General features: G+C 59.3%; 14 protein-coding genes. 6 read left to right on the top strand and 8 right to left on the bottom strand.

Annotated elements, in window-relative coordinates; translation table 11 throughout:
• Window positions 1–18: 18 nt before the first annotated feature.
• The 5 genes from Q4D83_RS05145 to Q4D83_RS05125 form a co-directional block, all read right to left on the bottom strand.
• Window positions 19–747, bottom strand: coding sequence for a YbjN domain-containing protein (locus Q4D83_RS05145; protein WP_303173548.1), 729 nt, complete (start codon window positions 745–747; stop codon window positions 19–21).
• Between the two features lie 10 nt (window positions 748–757).
• Window positions 758–1,234 carry a flavin reductase family protein gene (locus Q4D83_RS05140; RefSeq protein ID WP_303173547.1) on the bottom strand — a complete coding sequence of 159 codons (477 nt, stop codon included), beginning with the start codon at window positions 1,232–1,234 and terminating at the stop codon, window positions 758–760.
• A gap of 32 nt (window positions 1,235–1,266) precedes the next feature.
• Window positions 1,267–2,859: a phosphoglycerate dehydrogenase gene (gene serA / locus Q4D83_RS05135; RefSeq protein WP_303173545.1), complete on the bottom strand. Its 1,593-nt coding sequence runs from the start codon at window positions 2,857–2,859 to the stop codon at window positions 1,267–1,269.
• A gap of 161 nt (window positions 2,860–3,020) precedes the next feature.
• Entirely contained in the window at window positions 3,021–4,799 is a 1,779-nt protein-coding gene (locus tag Q4D83_RS05130; RefSeq protein ID WP_303173543.1) for a DUF262 domain-containing protein, read from the bottom strand.
• 17 nt (window positions 4,800–4,816) lie between these two features.
• Complete coding sequence (locus Q4D83_RS05125) at window positions 4,817–5,764, bottom strand: cation diffusion facilitator family transporter (protein WP_303173603.1); 948 nt, start codon at window positions 5,762–5,764, stop codon at window positions 4,817–4,819.
• A gap of 230 nt (window positions 5,765–5,994) precedes the next feature.
• Between Q4D83_RS05125 and Q4D83_RS05120 the strand changes: the two genes are divergently transcribed.
• The 4 genes from Q4D83_RS05120 (at window position 5,995) to Q4D83_RS05105 (ending at window position 12,160) form a co-directional block, all read left to right on the top strand.
• Window positions 5,995–7,101: a CE1758 family FMN-dependent luciferase-like monooxygenase gene (locus Q4D83_RS05120; protein ID WP_303173541.1), complete on the top strand. Its 1,107-nt coding sequence runs from the start codon at window positions 5,995–5,997 to the stop codon at window positions 7,099–7,101.
• The gene (locus Q4D83_RS05115) at window positions 7,094–7,756 is read left to right on the top strand and encodes an FMN reductase (RefSeq protein WP_303173539.1); all 663 of its coding nucleotides are present in this window, start codon (window positions 7,094–7,096) and stop codon (window positions 7,754–7,756) included. Before Q4D83_RS05120 ends, Q4D83_RS05115 begins: the two co-directional genes overlap by 8 nt.
• Window positions 7,757–8,411: 655 nt before the next feature.
• Window positions 8,412–10,079 (top strand): alpha,alpha-phosphotrehalase, encoded by a 1,668-nt coding sequence (gene treC, locus Q4D83_RS05110; RefSeq protein ID WP_303173538.1) that lies wholly within the window; start codon window positions 8,412–8,414, stop codon window positions 10,077–10,079.
• A gap of 8 nt (window positions 10,080–10,087) precedes the next feature.
• On the top strand, window positions 10,088–12,160 hold the full coding sequence (locus Q4D83_RS05105; protein ID WP_303173537.1) for a PTS glucose transporter subunit IIABC: 2,073 nt from the start codon (window positions 10,088–10,090) through the stop codon (window positions 12,158–12,160).
• A 68-nt stretch (window positions 12,161–12,228) separates the two neighbouring features.
• Here the strand turns inward: Q4D83_RS05105 and ilvC are convergent, their stop codons facing one another.
• The 3 genes from ilvC to Q4D83_RS05090 all read right to left on the bottom strand — a co-directional run bounded on the left by ilvC (window position 12,229) and on the right by Q4D83_RS05090 (window position 15,776).
• Window positions 12,229–13,242: a ketol-acid reductoisomerase gene (gene ilvC / locus Q4D83_RS05100; RefSeq protein WP_303173536.1), complete on the bottom strand. Its 1,014-nt coding sequence runs from the start codon at window positions 13,240–13,242 to the stop codon at window positions 12,229–12,231.
• 90 nt (window positions 13,243–13,332) lie between these two features.
• The gene (gene ilvN / locus Q4D83_RS05095; protein ID WP_303173534.1) at window positions 13,333–13,851 is read right to left on the bottom strand and encodes an acetolactate synthase small subunit; all 519 of its coding nucleotides are present in this window, start codon (window positions 13,849–13,851) and stop codon (window positions 13,333–13,335) included.
• The gene (locus tag Q4D83_RS05090) at window positions 13,851–15,776 is read right to left on the bottom strand and encodes an acetolactate synthase large subunit (RefSeq protein ID WP_303173532.1); all 1,926 of its coding nucleotides are present in this window, start codon (window positions 15,774–15,776) and stop codon (window positions 13,851–13,853) included. The genes ilvN and Q4D83_RS05090 overlap by 1 nt, the downstream gene beginning before the upstream one ends.
• Window positions 15,777–16,315: 539 nt before the next feature.
• Here Q4D83_RS05090 and Q4D83_RS05085 point away from each other — a divergent pair.
• Complete coding sequence (locus Q4D83_RS05085) at window positions 16,316–17,848, top strand: mechanosensitive ion channel domain-containing protein (RefSeq protein WP_303173530.1); 1,533 nt, start codon at window positions 16,316–16,318, stop codon at window positions 17,846–17,848.
• 31 nt (window positions 17,849–17,879) lie between these two features.
• A complete protein-coding gene (locus Q4D83_RS05080; protein WP_303173528.1) occupies window positions 17,880–18,356 on the top strand; it encodes a PH domain-containing protein in 477 nt (158 codons plus the stop codon).
• The last annotated feature ends 1 nt before the right edge of the window (window position 18,357 follow it).

Below are 18,357 nucleotides of genomic sequence, written 5' to 3'. Positions count from 1 at the left end.
ACGGATTTAGCCAGTGTATCACCCCCGGTGAAGACGCAACAGATCGCGCACCTGTGCGCCCGCACCCGTTACCCCTTTACGGATGGCTTCGTCCAACTGGGCATCACTCAATCCAGCACGCGCTTCGACCGAATACTTGGAAACCGCCCACCATTGCTCCTCGAGCATCACCACACACACCGCCGGAAAACCAACCCGGTTGAGCTGATTGCAATAGTGCAGCAGGCTCGCGGGATCGGCATCGGGAACCCGCGCAGACACCTGCACGGAAAACATCTCCCCCACCTCAATATCCACGGGCGTACCATCCATGGCCAGGCACAACGCCCCGGTTTCCTCATCTTCCGGCAACTCCGGCTGGCCCTTGCCCGCAAACCAGCGCTTAATCCGGTCATAGGTAACGGGATCCGCATCCGCCTCCCAGTCCACGCCAGCACCATCGGTGTCCACGCCCATCGCGCGGGAAAACTCCGCAATACCCCGCGTCAGCGTATCGACGGCCGCCCGCGCCTGACCCGCCGTCATCTCACCCGCATCAGGAAAATACCAGTGTGCGAACAAAGAATCGTTTTTGGTGTAAAACACTGGGGCGGGGTGCTGGGCGTGAAATCCGGTCGCTTGGGCGAGCACCCGAAGCTGCTCCGCCTCGGAAAGCGCCTCCGGCCATTGATAGCCAAACGTTCCGCCGCTATACGTCAGCGGCACTCCCGCAGCCGCGAGCGCACTTTGCACAATCTGATCACTCACCTCTACCAAACTACCGGTAGAGCTCGTTCAATCGACCGCGATGGTACAACAAAGGTTGTTTGCCCAAGTCACGGCCGCAATCCTCCACCGCGATGGTGATGATCCGATGGTCGCCGCCACCGTGCACGGCATAGACGATGCCGGCGAACCAGGCGGCCGCGGCGTCGATAAACGCAAGGTTAAACATGCCGCGGCGCACCGCCACATCGGCGAACCTATCCACCCCGTGCCGAGCGAACTGAACTGCGATCTGCAATTGGTCGCGGGCAAGCACGCTCACCCCCACGGGTCGCCCCGGACGCAGGTGCGGAATGCTCTGCGAGCGGTTATCAATGCACACCATGACCAGCGCAGGATCCAGCGAGAGCGAGGCAAACGAGCTCACTGTCAACCCTAAATCCTGCCCGGCCACTCGGGTGGTTACCACCGTCACCCCAGACGGAAACGAACCCACGCTATCGCGCAGTTGTTCACCTGAAATCGTCATTGTTTGCTCCGTCTGGGAAACCGGACCGAATACTAGTCGAGGTCAAGCTGGAACGCGGTTGCTTGAATCGAATCGGCAATCTGAGCAACCAGCGGCTCCGGAACCTCGGAATCCACCCGTAGGATCAACGTCGCACCCTCACCCTCGAAATCTTGGGAAAGTGCCGCAGCCACAATGTTGATGCCAGCGGAGCCAAGCATGGTGCCCACCTTGCCCAACGCGCCGGGGGCATCTTGGTACTGCAGGAACAGGTTGCGGCCTTCCGCACGCATGTCCAAACCGCGACCATTGATGCGAACGATCTTATCAACGCGATCCAAGCCGGTCAGGGCGCCCACCACGCTGGCGGAACTCCCGTCACCCGAAATCACCTTCACCTCCACCACGGAGCGGTGGCTCACGGATTGCGGGGCGGTGGAAGTCTTCACCGTCACCCCGCGCTCCTCGGCGATGCGAGGCGCATTCACAAACGTCACAGTCTCATCCAGCACTGCAGAGAACAGCCCGCGCATCGCGGACAAGCCGAGCGCGCTCACGTCTTCGGTGGACAGTTCGCCGCGCGCCTCCACCTCGATGCGGGCCGGGAAGCCATCGAGCAAATGACCAGCAACCAAGCCGAGTTTGCGCACCAGTTCGAGCCAGAGCGCAACTTCTTCACCAATGGAACCGCCGGAAACATTCACGGCGTCCGCAACGAACTCGCCAGCCAATGCCTTCAGCACGGAATCCGCAACATCGGTGCCGGCGCGGTCCTGAGCCTCTACGGTGGACGCACCCAAGTGCGGGGTCACCACGACCTCCGGGCGGCCAAACAGCGGAGAGTCAATGCACGGCTCGGTAGCGTACACGTCAAAACCCGCGCCTCGGATATGGCCCGCATCGATGGCATCGGCAAGCGCCTGCTCATCGACTAGCCCACCACGCGCGGCGTTGATAATGATCTGCCCTCGCTTCGCCTTGGCAAGCAACTCCGCATCGAACATGCCGGCGGTTTCCTTGGTTTTTGGCAGGTGGATGGTGACGAAGTCGGAGCGCTGCATCAGCTCCTCCAAATCCACCAACTCCACGCCAAGCTGCGCCGCCCGCGCCGGGTTTGCATACGGGTCATACGCCAAGATCGTGGTTTCAAACGCCGCAAGCCGCTGGGCGAACAATTGGCCGATGTGGCCGAAGCCCACAACGCCGACGGTCTTGCCGAAGATTTCCACACCGCTGAAAGAGGAGCGTTTCCACTCGCCTTCGCGCAAGGTTTGATCAGCCGCTGGGATCTGACGGGCCGTTGCCAGCAGCAACGAAATCGCATGCTCGCAAGCCGAGTGAATGTTCGATGTCGGGGCGTTGGCCACCATGACGCCGCGGGCCGTCGCCGTAGCGATATCAACGTTGTCCAAGCCGACGCCTGCGCGCCCGACGATCTTCAGGTTGGGCGCCGCCTCGAGCACTTCCGCGTCAACGGTGGTGGCGGATCGAACAAGGAGAGCATCTGCTTCTGCAACGGCGGCAAGCAGTTCGGGGCGGTTGGGGCCGTCCACCCAACGCACCTCCACGGAATCTCCGAGCGCATCCACGGTGGATTGCGCGAGCTTATCTGCGATGAGGACTACCGGTCGAGCGTTTTTGCTCACGGATCTGGGCTCCTTCAAGGAAGTGATGTCCGCCCAGGTGTGCGGCACGACCGCGTCGAACACCCGAGCAGGTCCACGCCGGCTCATTGGCGTGCGACTGCGAATAGTCTAAGGCTTTGGTAACACCGCACCGCCAATCGGGGGTGCGGCGCCGCGACCCGTCAGTTCCCTTTCGCGAACGCGTCGGGGCCTTCCTCGCCGCCTGCCAAATCTGATTCATCCACATCGCGCTCCGCCTGCACCCCCATGGCTTCCTCCACCATGGCCAACAGCCTGCGCCGGCGGTCCGTCAAAAACTCCGTGGCACGGGCCTGGTGCAGCAACTCCGAATCCAGCAAGTGCGAGGCAAGCATGGCATCAAACTCCGCGTCCTCCATCAGGGACTTATTCTGCACCCGCCCGAGGTAACGCGCCGGCGAGGCCTCGCTGAGCATCACCTCGGTACGGCGGCCCATCGGCGTATGGTTCAGCACGCTTTCGGCCAGCACGGGGTCAACGTCCCAGCCGCGCGGGAAGATCCGGCCGAAACTCGCGCCCAGCTCCTCAAAACTCTCCTGATCGAAAGTTTGTCCAGTACGCCAGTCGCGGGCCCCGCGGCCCATGATCAGAGCGTAAATGCCGCGGTACACGCCCGCATTTGGCGCGGCGCTGAGCAGGCGAGATTCCATAAACCGCGCCTTATCCACCGTGGCGGGCAACGGAGCGTGCTCGTCCCGCACCCACGCGGTGACCTGGTCCACGTCGCGGGCGGCACGCACGTCCACCGCCGGCGAGCCGTACAACTCGCCAAACACACCCGACCAGAACCAGCGGTTCAACCGGTCACCCGCACCATGTTCACTAAGCTCCACGTCTTGTAGAAGCGCCAAAATCACCGCCAGCGGGACTATTTGCGCCCCGTACGGCACCAAGTCCGGGGATAAAATACACCGCTGGTACAAGAACTGCGCGGCCAGCTCGAACGCGTCGCGCATGATTTCGGCGGCCGGGATATACGCGTCCAAATCGAGATCAAGGATGTCCTCACGCTGGCCGTGGGCGCGCCCACGATGATGCGTGACATACAAGGCCACCGCGGTGAGAAACTCGGTCGGCCCGATCTGAGCCAATACCGGATGCTTGCTCAGCGTCTGCTGGATCTTCCCCCAGTGCTCGCCGAGCTTAAAGTCCGAATCCTGGGTAGCAAACACCGCGGTCAAAAGTTCGAATACATCCATTTGCACGCCGGCGGAATTCGCCTTGGCAAAAATGGAACCCACGCCACCACGGGCGGTTTCCCGATCCAAACGGATAACCGGAACGGAGTAACCGCTCAGCGGTTTCATCACGCGGTTATAGAACCGCTTCACGGTCTCTCGATCCCCGCCAGGCGCATCCACAAGATCGAACAGCATGTCGGTGCCTTCATTGAACAGCAACACGGACACCGGCACCACCCCGGCAGCCACTGCCGAGGCGTGATCGTAAATACCGTCCGGGATGTGCGGGCCAAAGTGAGACCGCACCTTACCGGTCTCATCCACCGAAAAGACGGCCTCATCAGGCATGATGTCGGCGCTGACGGCACGAGCGACGTCGACAAAAAACTTGCGGCGAATACGTTTTTGACGGGGATCTTTCGTGCGCACCTCGCCATCGCCCGCGAGCGATTGATACAGCGTGGTCAGGCGCTGCTGCCCATCCAGCAGCAGCAACCCGGGATCCACCCCGCGATCGGGCGCCCCGGCAAGCGGCTGCGGGCGGAAACGCATCGGCTCGTTGCGGGTATCCAGGGCCATGAAACAGCCCACCGGATAACCTCGCAACACCGTAACAAGAAGCGAACGAATCCGATCCACGTCCCACGAGTAATCCCGCTGAAAGTCCGGGAGTTGCAGGTCACCGCGATCAATTCGACCAAACAAGTCAATCAAGTCATAGCTTGGGGTGCTGAACGACATATGCCAAAGCCTACCCGCTAGTGCCGAATCACTTCGTGGTCGAAGTGCGCAGCCGACTCCAGTTGAATCGTGGAGTGCCCGACCCCCAAGTCACCCAGCACCGCACTCGCCGCGTCCAACAGGGCACATTGCTGCTCCGCCGGCACTTCCGTGACCACGTGGCAGGTCACCAACACGTCCTGACCTGTGACACTCCACACATGCAGATCATGGACGTCCACCACCCCCTCCAGCGCCTCCAAACGCGCCGAAAGTTCTTGCGGATCCACGGTTGGCGGCACGCCCTCCAACAACACGTGCAACGCCGCGCGGAACAGTTTCCACGCCCGCGGCACAATAATGAACGCGATGAACAGCGATGCGATTGTGTCCGCGGCGGTAAACCCAGTCACCCGGATCACCACGCCCGCCACGATAACGGCGACGGAACCCAGCATGTCTGTAAGCACGTGCAAATACGCACCCCGCACGTTCAGGTTGTCATGGCTACGGCGCACCAACACCAACGCGGAAATGCCATTCACCACTAAACCAATCACCGCCACCACGAGCATCAGACCAGTTTCCACAGGTTCGGCACGCCCCAGCCGCAGCAGCGCCTCCACGCCAATCCATACCGCGATCACCCCCACTGTGCCCGCATTGAGCGCCGCCGCAAGCACCTCCGCCCGACGATAACCATAGGTGGCGCTTTTCGACGCCGAGCGCCGCCCAACCAGCAGCGCCACCAGCGCCACCACCAACCCCGCGGAATCCGAAAACATGTGCGCCGCGTCCGCAAGCAGTGCGAGAGAACCAGACACGATGCCGGCAACAAACTCCGCAAAGAACACCGTACCCGTGAGGGCAATCACCGCGACGAGCGCACGCATCGAACTCGGGACGTGCGAATGCGCAGAGTGATCGTGCGAGTGGTGGTCGTGGTCATGGTGGTCGTGAACATGATGATCGTGGCTGTGCGTCATGGCGACGAAACTACCGTAGATTTTCATTAAAGGCAATTTATTGAAAATGAATGCCGGGAAGGTGACCCTTATTCAGCGCGCTCCACACCCCCGGGAATAAACCTTTCGGAAGCTTGTTGAACCACACAGAAGGGCCTTTCCGTAGCAAAGGCTTCATTTTTCACCCGATTGTTGACATGACACCAATCTCGCACAGCGAGTAGGTACACAAGCGCGAAGGAGTTGCCCCGATGCAATTTGGAATCTTTACCATCGGAGACGTCACCACCGACCCAACGACCGGCCGCACCCCTTCCGAAGGGGAGCGCATTGATGCAATGACGCGCATGGCGCTCAAGGCGGAAGAGGTCGGGCTGGACGTCTTCGCTACCGGCGAGCACCACAATCCCCCGTTCGTCCCTTCGTCACCCACCACCCACCTGGGCTATATTGCGGCGAAGACCGACAACTTGCTGCTTTCCACCTCCACCACGCTGATCACCACCAATGATCCCGTGAAAATCGCCGAGGACTACGCGTTTTTGCAGCATCTTTCCGGCGGCCGAGTGGACCTGATGATGGGTCGCGGTAACACGGGGCCGGTGTACCCATGGTTCGGCAAGGATATCCGCCAGGGTATTCCGCTGGCCGTCGAAAACTACCACCTATTGCGGCGGCTGTGGCGCGAAGACGTGGTGAATTGGGAGGGTAAGTTCCGCACCCCGCTGCAGGGATACACCTCAACGCCAGCACCGCTGGACGGCGTAGCCCCGTTTGTCTGGCACGGTTCCATCCGCTCAACAGAGATTGCAGAGCAGGCGGCGTTCTACGGCGACGGGTTCTTCCACAACAATATTTTCTGGAACAAGGAGCACACCGCACGAATGGTCAACCTCTACCGCAAGCGCTTCGAACACTACGGTCATGGGCGCGCGGACCAAGCCATCGTGGGCTTGGGCGGGCACGTATTTATCGCGGACTCCGAAACGGAGGCGAAAAACACCTTCCGCCCATACTTCGACAATGCCCCCGTGTACGGCCATGGACCCTCGCTCGAAGAGTTCTCCACGTACACCCCGCTCACCGTCGGCACCGCCGAACAAGTAATCGAGCGTACGCTGCAATTTGCGGATTGGGTGGGCGACTACCAACGTCAACTCTTCCTCGTCGATCATGCTGGCTTGCCCACAGAAGTAGTCCTTGACCAAATCGAGCGCCTCGGCCGCGACGTGGTGCCCGAATTACGGCGTCGGTTCGAGGAACGCCGGCCAGCGCATGTGCCCAGCAACCCGCCCTCGCACGCCGACCTCGCCGCCAACCCCGACCACCCGCACCATAAGGTAAAGCCCAATGCGTAACCTCGTTGTACTCACCGCCGGCCTGTCCAACCCGTCCAGCACACGCAACCTCAGCGACCAGCTAGCCAACGCCACCGTCGCCGCCATCACCGCGCGCGGGGAATCCGTGCACGTCACCACCATCGAACTGCGCGACCTCGCCGTAGACATGGCGCAGGCGATGACCTCCGCCGGTGGCGTCACCACCCCCGCGCTTGCCGACGCCCAGCAAGCCATCGCCGCCGCCGACGGCATTGTCGCCGTCACCCCGGTGTTTACCGCAAGCTACTCCGGGCTATTCAAAATGTTTTTCGACCTTTTGGATACCCAGGTGCTGGACGGCAAACCCACCCTCATCGGCGCTACCGCCGGCACGGCACGGCACTCGCTGGTGCTGGACCATGCCATTCGCCCCCTCCTCGGCTACCTGCGGGCAGCAATCGTGCCCACTGGCGTCTTCGCCGCCACCGAAGACTTCGGCGGGGAACACGCGCAGCAACTCAGCGATCGGATTCGCCGCAGCGCCCAGGAACTCGCCACGCTCATGCTCGCGCAACACGCCACCGTTGGCGGCCTCGCGCCAGCAATGGGAGCTACTCCCCCGGCCGCACCGCCCGCTGACGCGGCTGAGACGCTCACAGAATTCGAGCAGTTACTGTTGCAACACGGAGGGTAAGCCCCCGGCCCGGATTGCGCGCCAACACCACACGCCCAAGCTCCGTTTTGGAGTTTGGGCGTTGTTCGTGTGCATCCGCGCTGGCTGACGGCTTTTTTAGCAAAAGTTTCGGCGGCGAGTTTACGTTAAAATTGCTTATTTTGACAGGTTGTTTCCCGCACGGAAAATGAACGAACTGAGGTCACGGCGGCGAAATAATGGCCCTTACTTTCATTAAGTTACTTTTCGTTATGAAATGTGGGGCGAAAACCGCTTGCCGAAATTCAACGGCTTGGCATGATCGGAACAAAGAACTTCGCGCCAGTGTGAACCACACAACACTCTTGGCGAATTTATGCAGGTCAGACAGGGAGATAGATGAAGACAATCAAGGATCCGCGCCTTCGGAACGTGAACCCTTTGATTTTCTTTAAGGCATCCTTGCAGATTTGACACCCTTCGAAATATCGAAATTGGTCTGACCAATAAGCCCGACGAAATTCACGCGGACTTGAAGCAACTTCTGCACCATTACACCCAAGTACGTTTACCGTTCGCGGTCACGTGCTCGACTCGCCGCGTCGAATAATACCAAATTCCGAGCGGGCAGCATTACGAAAAAGTCAAGCAATAAACATCATATGTCTGCACATCGATCTATATTGACAGGAAGAACATGGATGTAGAAAAACCAAAAGTTAACTTCCACGAGTACGTGGTGTACCAGATCTATCCAAAGTCTTTTTGTGACACCAAAGGTGATGGCGTCGGGGATCTGCGAGGCATCATCGAAAAAATCCCATACATCGCCTCCCTCGGCGTTGACCTGGTGTGGTTTAACCCGTTTTTCGTCTCCCCGCAGCGGGACAATGGTTACGACGTCGCGGACTACTACACCATCCAACCCGCAATGGGAACGATGGACGATTTCGATGAAATGGTGAGCAAACTCGCCGAGCATGGCATCGGAGTCATGCTCGATATGGTGCTTAACCACACCTCGACCGCGCACGAATGGTTCCAAAAGGCCCTTGCCGGCGACGAAAAATATCGGGACTTTTATATCATCCGCCCAGCCAACGAGGACGGTTCCGCACCAACGAACTGGGAATCGAAGTTCGGCGGCAGTGCATGGGAATTGTTCGGCGACACCGGAGACTACTACCTCCACCTTTTTGATGTCACCCAGGCGGACTTAAACTGGCGCAACCCGGAAGTTCGGGCAGAGATGGCCAACATTGTGAACTTCTGGATGGATCGAGGGGTGTTTGGGTTCCGGTTCGACGTGATCAACCTCATTGGCAAAGAGGCTGAGTTGCGATCATCGGCCCCCGGCGAAGACCCACGCTACATGTACACCGATGGCAAAGATGTGGACCGTTACCTGCAAGAATTAGCGGCGGCGAGCTTCGGCACAGATCCCCGGTCAGTGACCGTCGGTGAAATGTCCTCCACCACGATTGAGCGTTGCGTGGGCTACTCCAATCCGGACAACAACGAATTGGACATGGTGTTTAACTTCCACCATTTAAAGGTGGATTACCTCGACGGCAAAAAGTGGACGAACGTGCGTTTCCAACCACGCGACCTTAAACGAGTGCTCAATGAGTGGACGTTGGGGATGCAAGAAGGCAATGGCTGGATGGCAGTCTTCTTAAACAACCACGACCAGCCCCGCGCACTTGATCGGTTCGGAGATCCGGAGAACTTCCGCGTCGAATCAGCAACCATGCTTGCGCACATGACGCACCTGCTCCGCGGCACCCCATACGTGTACATGGGTGAAGAAATCGGAATGACGGATCCCGAATACACCTCGATCAGTGACTACGTGGATATTGAATCTACAAACGCATACATCAACCTCCTAGAAGAAGGGGTTGACGCAGCGGAAGCGTTCGCCATTGTGCGTTCAAAATCACGGGATAATTCCCGCACGCCGATGCAATGGGACGACTCCATTCACGCAGGTTTCACCCATGGCATTCCGTGGCTTTCGGCGACAAACCAGGACCGAATCAATGTGGCTGCCGAGGAAGCCTCGGGCCGTATCTTGCCGTACTACCGCAAGCTAATCCAGCTGCGGAAACAGTATGCGGTGATCGCGGATGGCCGCTACGAGCCATACCAATTGGACCACGAGCAGGTATACGCGTTTTTCCGCACACTCGACGACGTGGAACTGCTCGTGATTGTGAATTTGAGCGGCGACCACGTGGAATTCACCATTCCTGACAGGTTTGTTGCAGGCGATGTCCTGATCGAGAACTACTCGACGGACGTTTCCAGCAGCACATTACAACTTAATCCGTATCACGCCACTGCTATTTTCTCGAAGGAGTAGGCTCCCTTATGACCCCTCCCAGAAACGTTGGTGTAGTCGCACCAATCTCGGGCAATATTATTGATATTGCCGACGTCCCTGATGAAGTATTCGCCAAAAAGGCCGTCGGCGACGGCTTCGGCATCAGTTCTCCACCAAGTGGCGATGTAGTCTCGCCCGTGACCGGCACCGTGTCAATGGTGGCGAAAACGCTGCACGCTGTGGGCTTCAAAACAGAATCAGGCCTCCAATTCCTGGTTCACCTTGGTATTGACACCGTGGAATTGGAAGGCAAACCCTTTACCATTTCCGTGGCCAAGGGCGACAAAGTTGAGGCCGGCCAAAAGATTGGCACCATGGACGTTGATGCCATCACTGCCGCCGGGAAAAGCACCACCACTGTCGTAGCGGTTACCAACACCAAGAAAAAGCTGGAAGAAATCCAGGTCACCTACGGTCCGGCAACCGCGGGCGACGAAGTGTGTACTGCGGTGGCAAAGGAGCCTCCGGCGCCCAAGCCACAAGACGATGCCGCTGCAGCGGCAAACCTGCCTGCTACGACTGCTGGCTCAGCGGTGGCGACGACGAATGCGCGCCCGGCGGAACTCACCGGTTTTGATGCCCTCGCCTGGGACATCATTGAAAACATCGGCGGCAAGGACAATATTCGCAATGTAACGCACTGCATCACGCGCGTGCGTTTCTACCTCAAGGATGAGTCCCGCGCGAACGACGCCGTGGTCGCGGACTTGGATGGTGTCATCGACGTCGTGAAGGCGGGCGGGCAGTACCAGGTCGTTATTGGCCCCGCTGTTGAGGATGTCTACAATGCCATCGTCAAGCAGATCGGCGACACTGGCGGTGACTCCGCGGAAGCAATCGAGGAACCTCGGCCCACCACGGCGATCGGCTGGCTGAAGTTCGGGTTCAGTTCGCTGATCGGTGTAATCACGGGGTCGATGATCCCGATCATCGGTTTGCTCGCCGCATCCGGCATCATCAAGGGTATTTTGTCGCTGCTACTCACGTTCGACGTGATTCATAAAGAATCGAATACCTTTATGATCATCGACGCGATGAGCGACTCGGTGTTCTTCTTCCTGCCAATCTTTGTGGGCTTCACGGCAGCGAAACGCCTCGGCGCAGACCCAATTATCGTGGCAATTATTGGCGGTGTGCTCACGTATCCGTCAATTGTCACCTATGTGAAGGACGAGGCAGACAAGTTACTCGCGGGTGAATCGACCCACACGGTGGTACTTGGCATGCCGCTCAACGCTGATTTCTTCGGGCTGCCCTACCACTTGGCAAACTACAGCTACTCCATCTTCCCGATCATTGTGGCCGCGTGGTTAGCGTCTGTCATTGAACCGTGGTTGAAGAAGGTCATCCCCGCCACCATCCGCATGATTTTCATGCCGTTGATCGAAGTGGTCATTGTCTCAGTGGTGATTCTGTTGGTGTTGGGTCCGATCGTGATGTTCATCTCCACCGGCATCGCCAGCATTATTCAAGGCTTGTACGACCTCTCCCCCACGATCTCCGGTGTGATCATCGGTGGCTTCTACCAATCGCTGGTGATTTTCGGTTTGCACTGGGCCGTGATTCCGCTGGTAGCGCAGGATATCGCCAGCAACGGCAACTCGTACCTCAACGCAATTATTTCCGCGACGATGGTCGCCCAAGGTGGCGCGGTGTTGGCCGTGTTCGTCAAGTCTAAGGTGCTCAAAATCAAGGAATTGTCGGGTTCCGCAGCCTTGGCAGCATTCTGCGGCATTACCGAACCTGCCATGTACGGTATCAACCTCAAGTATGGTCGCGTATTCATCATGGCCTCGATCGGCGGTGCCGCTGGCGGCTTACTCACCGGCTTGTTCAACGTGAACATGTGGGGCTTTACCGGCTCGCTGATCGGCTTTACGTCCTTTGTCAACCCGGACGGCTTGGACTTCAGCTTCTGGGGCTTCTGGATCGCCTCCATTACAGCCATCGTTGTCTCCTTCACGCTCACCTACCTCTTCGGCTTCACCGATGCCGACGTTGAGGGTGGCCGCGAAGTGAAGAAGGTACGGCTGGGTCGCCGCGAACCCGTGCACAAGTAACGCACACGTAAGCCCCCGCACCAACCTTGCACGAGCAGGTGGTTGCGGGGGCTTTGGCGTTAGGCGAACTACGCGGTGGCGTCCAGCGGGTTCTTCACCCAAGACATCAGATCACGCAGCTTGGCGCCAGTGGTCTCAATCGGATGGGCCGCGATGTCGGCGCGGATACCTTCGAGCTCCTTGTTGCCGCCTTCAACGTTGGCCAACAGACGCTTCACAAAAGTGCCGTCCTGGATGTCGCCCAAGACTTTCTCCATGCGCTTTTTGGTGTCGGCGTCGATGATTTGCGGGCCTGCGATGTAGCCCCCGAATTCCGCGGTGTCGGACACGGAGTAGTTCATGTTGCCGATGCCGCCCTCCCAGATGAGGTCGACGATGAGCTTCATTTCGTGCAGCACCTCGAAGTAGGCAAGCTCGGGCGCGTAGCCGGCCTCGGTGAGCACTTCAAAACCAGCCATCATCAGGTATTCCAAGCCACCGCACAGCACGGCTTGCTCACCGAACAGGTCGGTCTCGGTCTCCTCTTTGAAGGTGGTGGGGATGACGCCAGCGCGGGCCCCGCCGATAGCTGCGGCGTAGGACAAGGCGAGCTCCTTGCCGTCACCCTTGGGGTCTTGGGCAACGGCGATGAGGCACGGCACACCCTTGCCATCGACAAATTGGCGACGCACCAGGTGGCCCGGGCCCTTCGGCGCCACCATGCCCACCGTAATATTGGCGGCCGGCTTGATGAGTTCGAAATGAATGTTCAGGCCGTGGCCGAAGAACAGTGCGTCCCCGTCCTTGAGGTTGGGCTCGATGTCCTCGGCGAAGATTTTCGCCTGGGAGGTGTCGGGGGCGAGCAGCATGATCAAGTCTGCCCATGCGGCTGCCTCGGCGTTGGTCTTGACTTCGAAGCCGGCTTCGCGGGCTTTGTCTGCGGACTTGGAGCCTTCACGCAGGCCGATGACAACCTCGACACCAGATTCGCGGAGGCATTGCGCGTGGGCATGCCCCTGGGATCCATAACCGATGATGGCGACCTTGCGGCCCTGGATGATGGAAAGATCTGCGTCTGCGTCGTACAGCAGTTCAATAGCCATGAAGAATCGTGTACCTTTCGGTGCGTGGTGGCATTAACACCACCAATGTATCACATTGTGGGAATCTGTGCCCACTTGTTGGGATTGGGGTTAGAGGCGGTTCGGCGCCATGGTCTTCGGGCCACGATTAAGCGCAATCTGGCCGGATTCAATCAACTCACGAATACCAAACGGCTCCAACACATTCAGCAGCGCCTTCAACTTTCCGGGGCTGCCAGTCGCCTCAATGACCACGGAATCCGGCGCGACGTCGATAACACGTGCGCGGAAGATGTTCGCGGCGTCGACAACCTGCGGGCGGTTCGTCGCATCAGCGGAAACCTTCACCAGCATCAGTGCGCGCGCCACGGTCTGCTCCTCAGGCAGGCGCACCACCTTCAACACTGGCACAAGTTTGTTCAACTGCTTGGTAATTTGTTCGATATTCAGTTCGTCCGCGTCAACCACGATGGTAATGCGGTTAACACCCTCAACGCCGGTGGTCGCGGACGTAATGGAAATCATGCTGAACGCACGGCGGGTAAACATGCCGGCCACGCGGGAGATGATGCCTTCAATATCCTGCACCAGCACGCTCAACATGTGGCGGGTGACGTCAGTCTCGGACATTAGATCATCTCCTTCGGAGCGTACTGCGAATCCACGGCCAAATCGATGGCGGCTGGATTTTCGCCCGCCGAATCCTCATCAAACAAGGGGCGCAAACCGCGGGCGTATTGAATATCGGAATTGGAACTGCCGGCGGAAACCATCGGCCAAACCTGCGCGTCCTCGCCCACGATGAAATCGATCACCACCGGGCGATCATTGATCTCGCGCGCCTTGCGGATCGTAGGAATCACCTCTTCCTCCTTGGTCACGCGGAACGCCGCGCACCCGAGGGATTCCGCAAGGGTGACAAAATCCGGAAGGTAGCTGTCCTCCTCGCGCAGCTTCGTGTTGGAGTACCTCCCCTCGTAGAACAGGGTTTGCCACTGGCGCACCATGCCCAAATTGCCGTTGTTAATCACAGCAACCTTCACGGGGAATCCTTCCACCGCGCACGTAACCAGCTCCTGGTTGGTCATCTGGAAGCAACCGTCACCATCAACGGCCCACACTTCCGTCTCCGGGCAGGCGGCTTTCGCGCCCATCGCCGCCGGCACCGCGTAGCCCATGGTGCCCAAGCCGCCGGAATTCAGCCAAGTGCGCGGCTTCTGAAAATCAATAAACTGAGCGGACCACATTTGGTGCTGCCCCACGCCGGCACAATAAATAGCGTCCGGACCAACTTCTTCGGACAGGGCGTTAATCACAAACTGGGGCGAAAGCTTGCCATCCTCCTGCGGATCCCAGCCGCGCGGGAACCGCTCCTTCAAACTATCCAGGTATGCTCGCCACGCCGCCACAGCCGGCAGGTCATAGCCCTTTTCGGCGTACACTTCCCGCAACGCCACCAGCACCTCGCGGGCATCACCCACGATCGGCACATCAGCTTTCCGGATCTTCCCGATCTCCGCGGGATCAATATCAGCGTGAATAATCTTGGCCACCGGGGCAAACGACTTCACGTCGCCGGTCACGCGATCATCAAAACGCGCACCAATGGTGATCAGCAAGTCACTGCGCTGCATGGCTGCAACGGCGGACACGGAACCGTGCATGCCGGGCATACCCGCGTGCAGCGGATGGGAATCCGGGAACGCGCCCAGGGCCATGAGGGTGGTCACCACGGGGATGTTCAAATATTCGGCCAGCGCCAAAAGTTCCGCAGAGGCATTCGCCTTGATCACGCCGCCGCCGATATAAAACACGGGGCGCTTGGCTTTCGCGATCAACCGCACCGCCTCTTCGATCTGACGGTTATGCGGCGTGGACACAGGCCGGTAACCCGGCAAATACATCTTCGGCGGCCACACGAAATCCATCGGAGCGTTTTGAATATCCTTCGGGATATCCACCAACACCGCACCCGGCCGGCCGGTGGCAGCGAGGTGGAACGCCTCCGCGATCGCCGCGGGAATCTCGTTGGGGTCAGTCACCATGAAATTGTGTTTTGTGATCGGCATGGTAATACCCCGGATATCGGCCTCTTGGAAGGCGTCCGTGCCCAACAGGGTGTGCCCCACCTGGCCGGTAATCGCGACCAACGGAACCGAATCTAGGTTCGCATCGGCGATGGGGGTGACCAAGTTCGTTGCGCCGGGGCCGGAGGTGGCAATGCACACGCCGACCTTGCCGGAGGCTTGGGCGTAGCCGGTGGCGGCGTGGCCTGCGCCCTGCTCGTGCCGCACAAGCACGTGCCGGAGCTTGGTGGAAGCATAAATCGGGTCATACAACGGCAACACTGCACCGCCGGGCAAGCCGAACACTACGTCCGTACCTAATTCCTCCAAGGAACGAACAATGGCTTGGGCACCGGTAATTCGTTCCGGCTTGGTCGTCTTTCGACGCTCCCGCACGGAAGCGGCGGACGCGACCGAAGCGGGCGTGGGTTGGGATCGAGGTGCCACGTTCACGACGTCAGGCTCCTTATAGTTCACGCGGTTTAACATTCACACTTGTCAGGGCACACCAGGATGAGCGCCTAATATTTTCCCACCTCAAGGGGGTGGCGAGGTGAGAAAATATTGAAAGCCCCCGGCACGAACACCGAGTGAGCGGTATTCGCCGAGGGCGCTTGACGTTGTACGACAATTACAGCCGCTACGGCAAGCGCCGGTGGCTAATAATTACGAGTCGAAGGTACGTCATGAGATTGCATAATACACACCGTGGTCAATTGGTCCTAGTCACTACCCCCCTTTTAGGATAGACCTCCCACGATATGAGACAGCGAAACGTTCGCACAGCGTACCGGACATGCGCTACCTACCGCGCAAACCCCGCCGGGACAGCACTTGGCACACGTTAGCTATGACCCGTAACACTTACCCCCGCATACCTCAGGAACAGCTCACAAAAGTCTGCTGAAAAATTCACACCCAATGGAAAAATATGCAGGTAGTGAGAGTTTTCCTCGATTGCTCCCAGCGTTTCAAAGCCCTGCCCGCCGCTACCCCCATTGTTTCTGTGGAAGCGCTAGCCTTGTCCCATGCCCTTTGCTTACATCCTGTATTCAGCCTGGCGCTGGCTTTTGGACCCCGGGATTACCCTAGCAATCCTCTTAACAATCGCTGTCCTCATTCCACGCATCGGACGATTCGCCATTAGATTTTTCACACGGCGCGTTGACTTGGATGAACAGGATTCCAAGACCCGCCTGGCGTTGGTGGGCACGGCGGTATACGTCGCACAGCTCGTGGCATATTTCTTCCTCATCGTTGCCGCTTTAAACGAATTGGGCGTGCCACTCGCAGGTGCGGCGATTCCCGCCACGGTGATTTCAGCGGCGCTCGGTTTGGGCGCCCAGAGCATTATCGCGGACTTCCTCGCCGGCTTTTTCATCCTTTCGGAAAAGCAATTCGGTGTCGGCGACTGGGTGGCCTTCAAAGGCTCCGGGTTAGACATCGAGGGAGACGTCATCCAGATCACCATGCGCGCCACAAAGGTACGCACCCTGCAGGGCGAGACGGTGATCGTACCCAATGGCGCTGCCCGCATATGTGTGAACCATTCCAATATTTGGGCGCGCGCGGTGGTGGTCATCCCAGTGCCGCTGTTGAGTTCCTCATCAGTGCATGAAGCCATCGCCCGCTCCGAACAGGCGACGCGCCGCGCATTGTCGCGGCCGGACATCATCCACGATGTCACCGGCGACCTCGACGTGCATCCCGCGGTAGACATCACCCAACCCACCACGGTGGGCATGCCGTGGATGGTGAACATGCGCTTTATTGTGCAGGTCAACCCGGCCCGCCAATGGGCGGTGGAACGCGCCATCCGCACCTCCATCCTGGAGGAATTCTGGGAGGAGTACGGTTCCGCCACCACCACCTCCGGCGCGGTGCGCAACCATTTGGAACGGGAGGCGCCACTGGTAATCGAGCGGGCCTACACCAAGGATCCGCTCATCGACGTACCGTTGTCGGACACCACGGTGACCATGGAGGCGCAAAAAGACATCACCGAACCCAGCCGCAGCGACATTTCCCTCGAGCACCCGGAGGACATGCCGGTGGACGAGCAGGAAATGCAGGAACCGGACAAGGTGTTCCGCACGGTGACCTACCCGTCGCGCTTTGCCCGCTTCGTGTCCTTCGGGGGCCGGGTGCGCCCCTCCACCACAGGGTTGTTTGCCCTGCTGTTTGCGCTGTTTATTGCCAAGGGGTTCACGGTGGAAACCGATCAAGAGTGGGAGACTTCCGGCAGCTGGCTGGCCCCCACCGCATCCACCACGACCACGTCTGCACCGAAGCAGACCACGTCGACAGCACCCACCCAGGAACACACCACCGAAGCGACGGACAGCGTCGTCGACTCGGCGACATCGTCCGTGGTTACCTCGCAGACGGCGACGCAGCAGCAGTCGTCAACGTCGGTGGCCACGCAAGCCCCCGAGGCGTCGACAAGCGCGCAGCTGCCAGAACAACCGCAGCAGCAGCAAGCCCCGGTCACCCAAGAACCAAGCACGCCGCAGGAGGAGCAACCGGCGCCGCAAACCTCGGCCGCGCAGCCTGAACAATAGGCCGCCACCCCGCACCCCTACAATAGGCCACATGAGTTCGAAGTCGCAGACGTTCCGTCCGGAGCGAACCCACCTGCTGGCCGCAGGGGTGCTTTTCCTTATCTGCCTGCTGGTACTCGGCGCGAAACCCGAGTACTTGTTCTGGCTACCGGTGCTTCCACTGGTGTTTGTGCTGTGGGTGCTGCGCACCAGCACCACGGTGGACGACCACGGAATACATGTGCGCTACGCCTTTGCAAAGCCACGCTCTATTTCCTGGGATTCGTTCGCCGGCATCGGGTTTGAAAAGGCCCGCTGTTACGCGCGCACGGTGGATGGGGAAAGCATTACCCTTCCTGCAGTGTCGTTTAACTCATTACCCAACCTTTCGCTGGCGTCGCGCGGCCGCATCCCCGACGCGCTGACCGCTGGGCGTGAAGCCACCCATGACAAAGTGGTGGTGATTCACCGCGACGGCAGGCAAGTCCTTCAACCCCGCGAGGACACCCCCGCCGAAACCACCGACTGAC

It is taken from the genome of Corynebacterium sp. (assembly GCF_030532715.1).
Lineage (GTDB): Bacteria > Actinomycetota > Actinomycetes > Mycobacteriales > Mycobacteriaceae > Corynebacterium.
The sequence above is the reverse complement of the archived record's forward strand: the minus strand, read 5'-3'. Positions and strand labels throughout refer to the sequence as shown.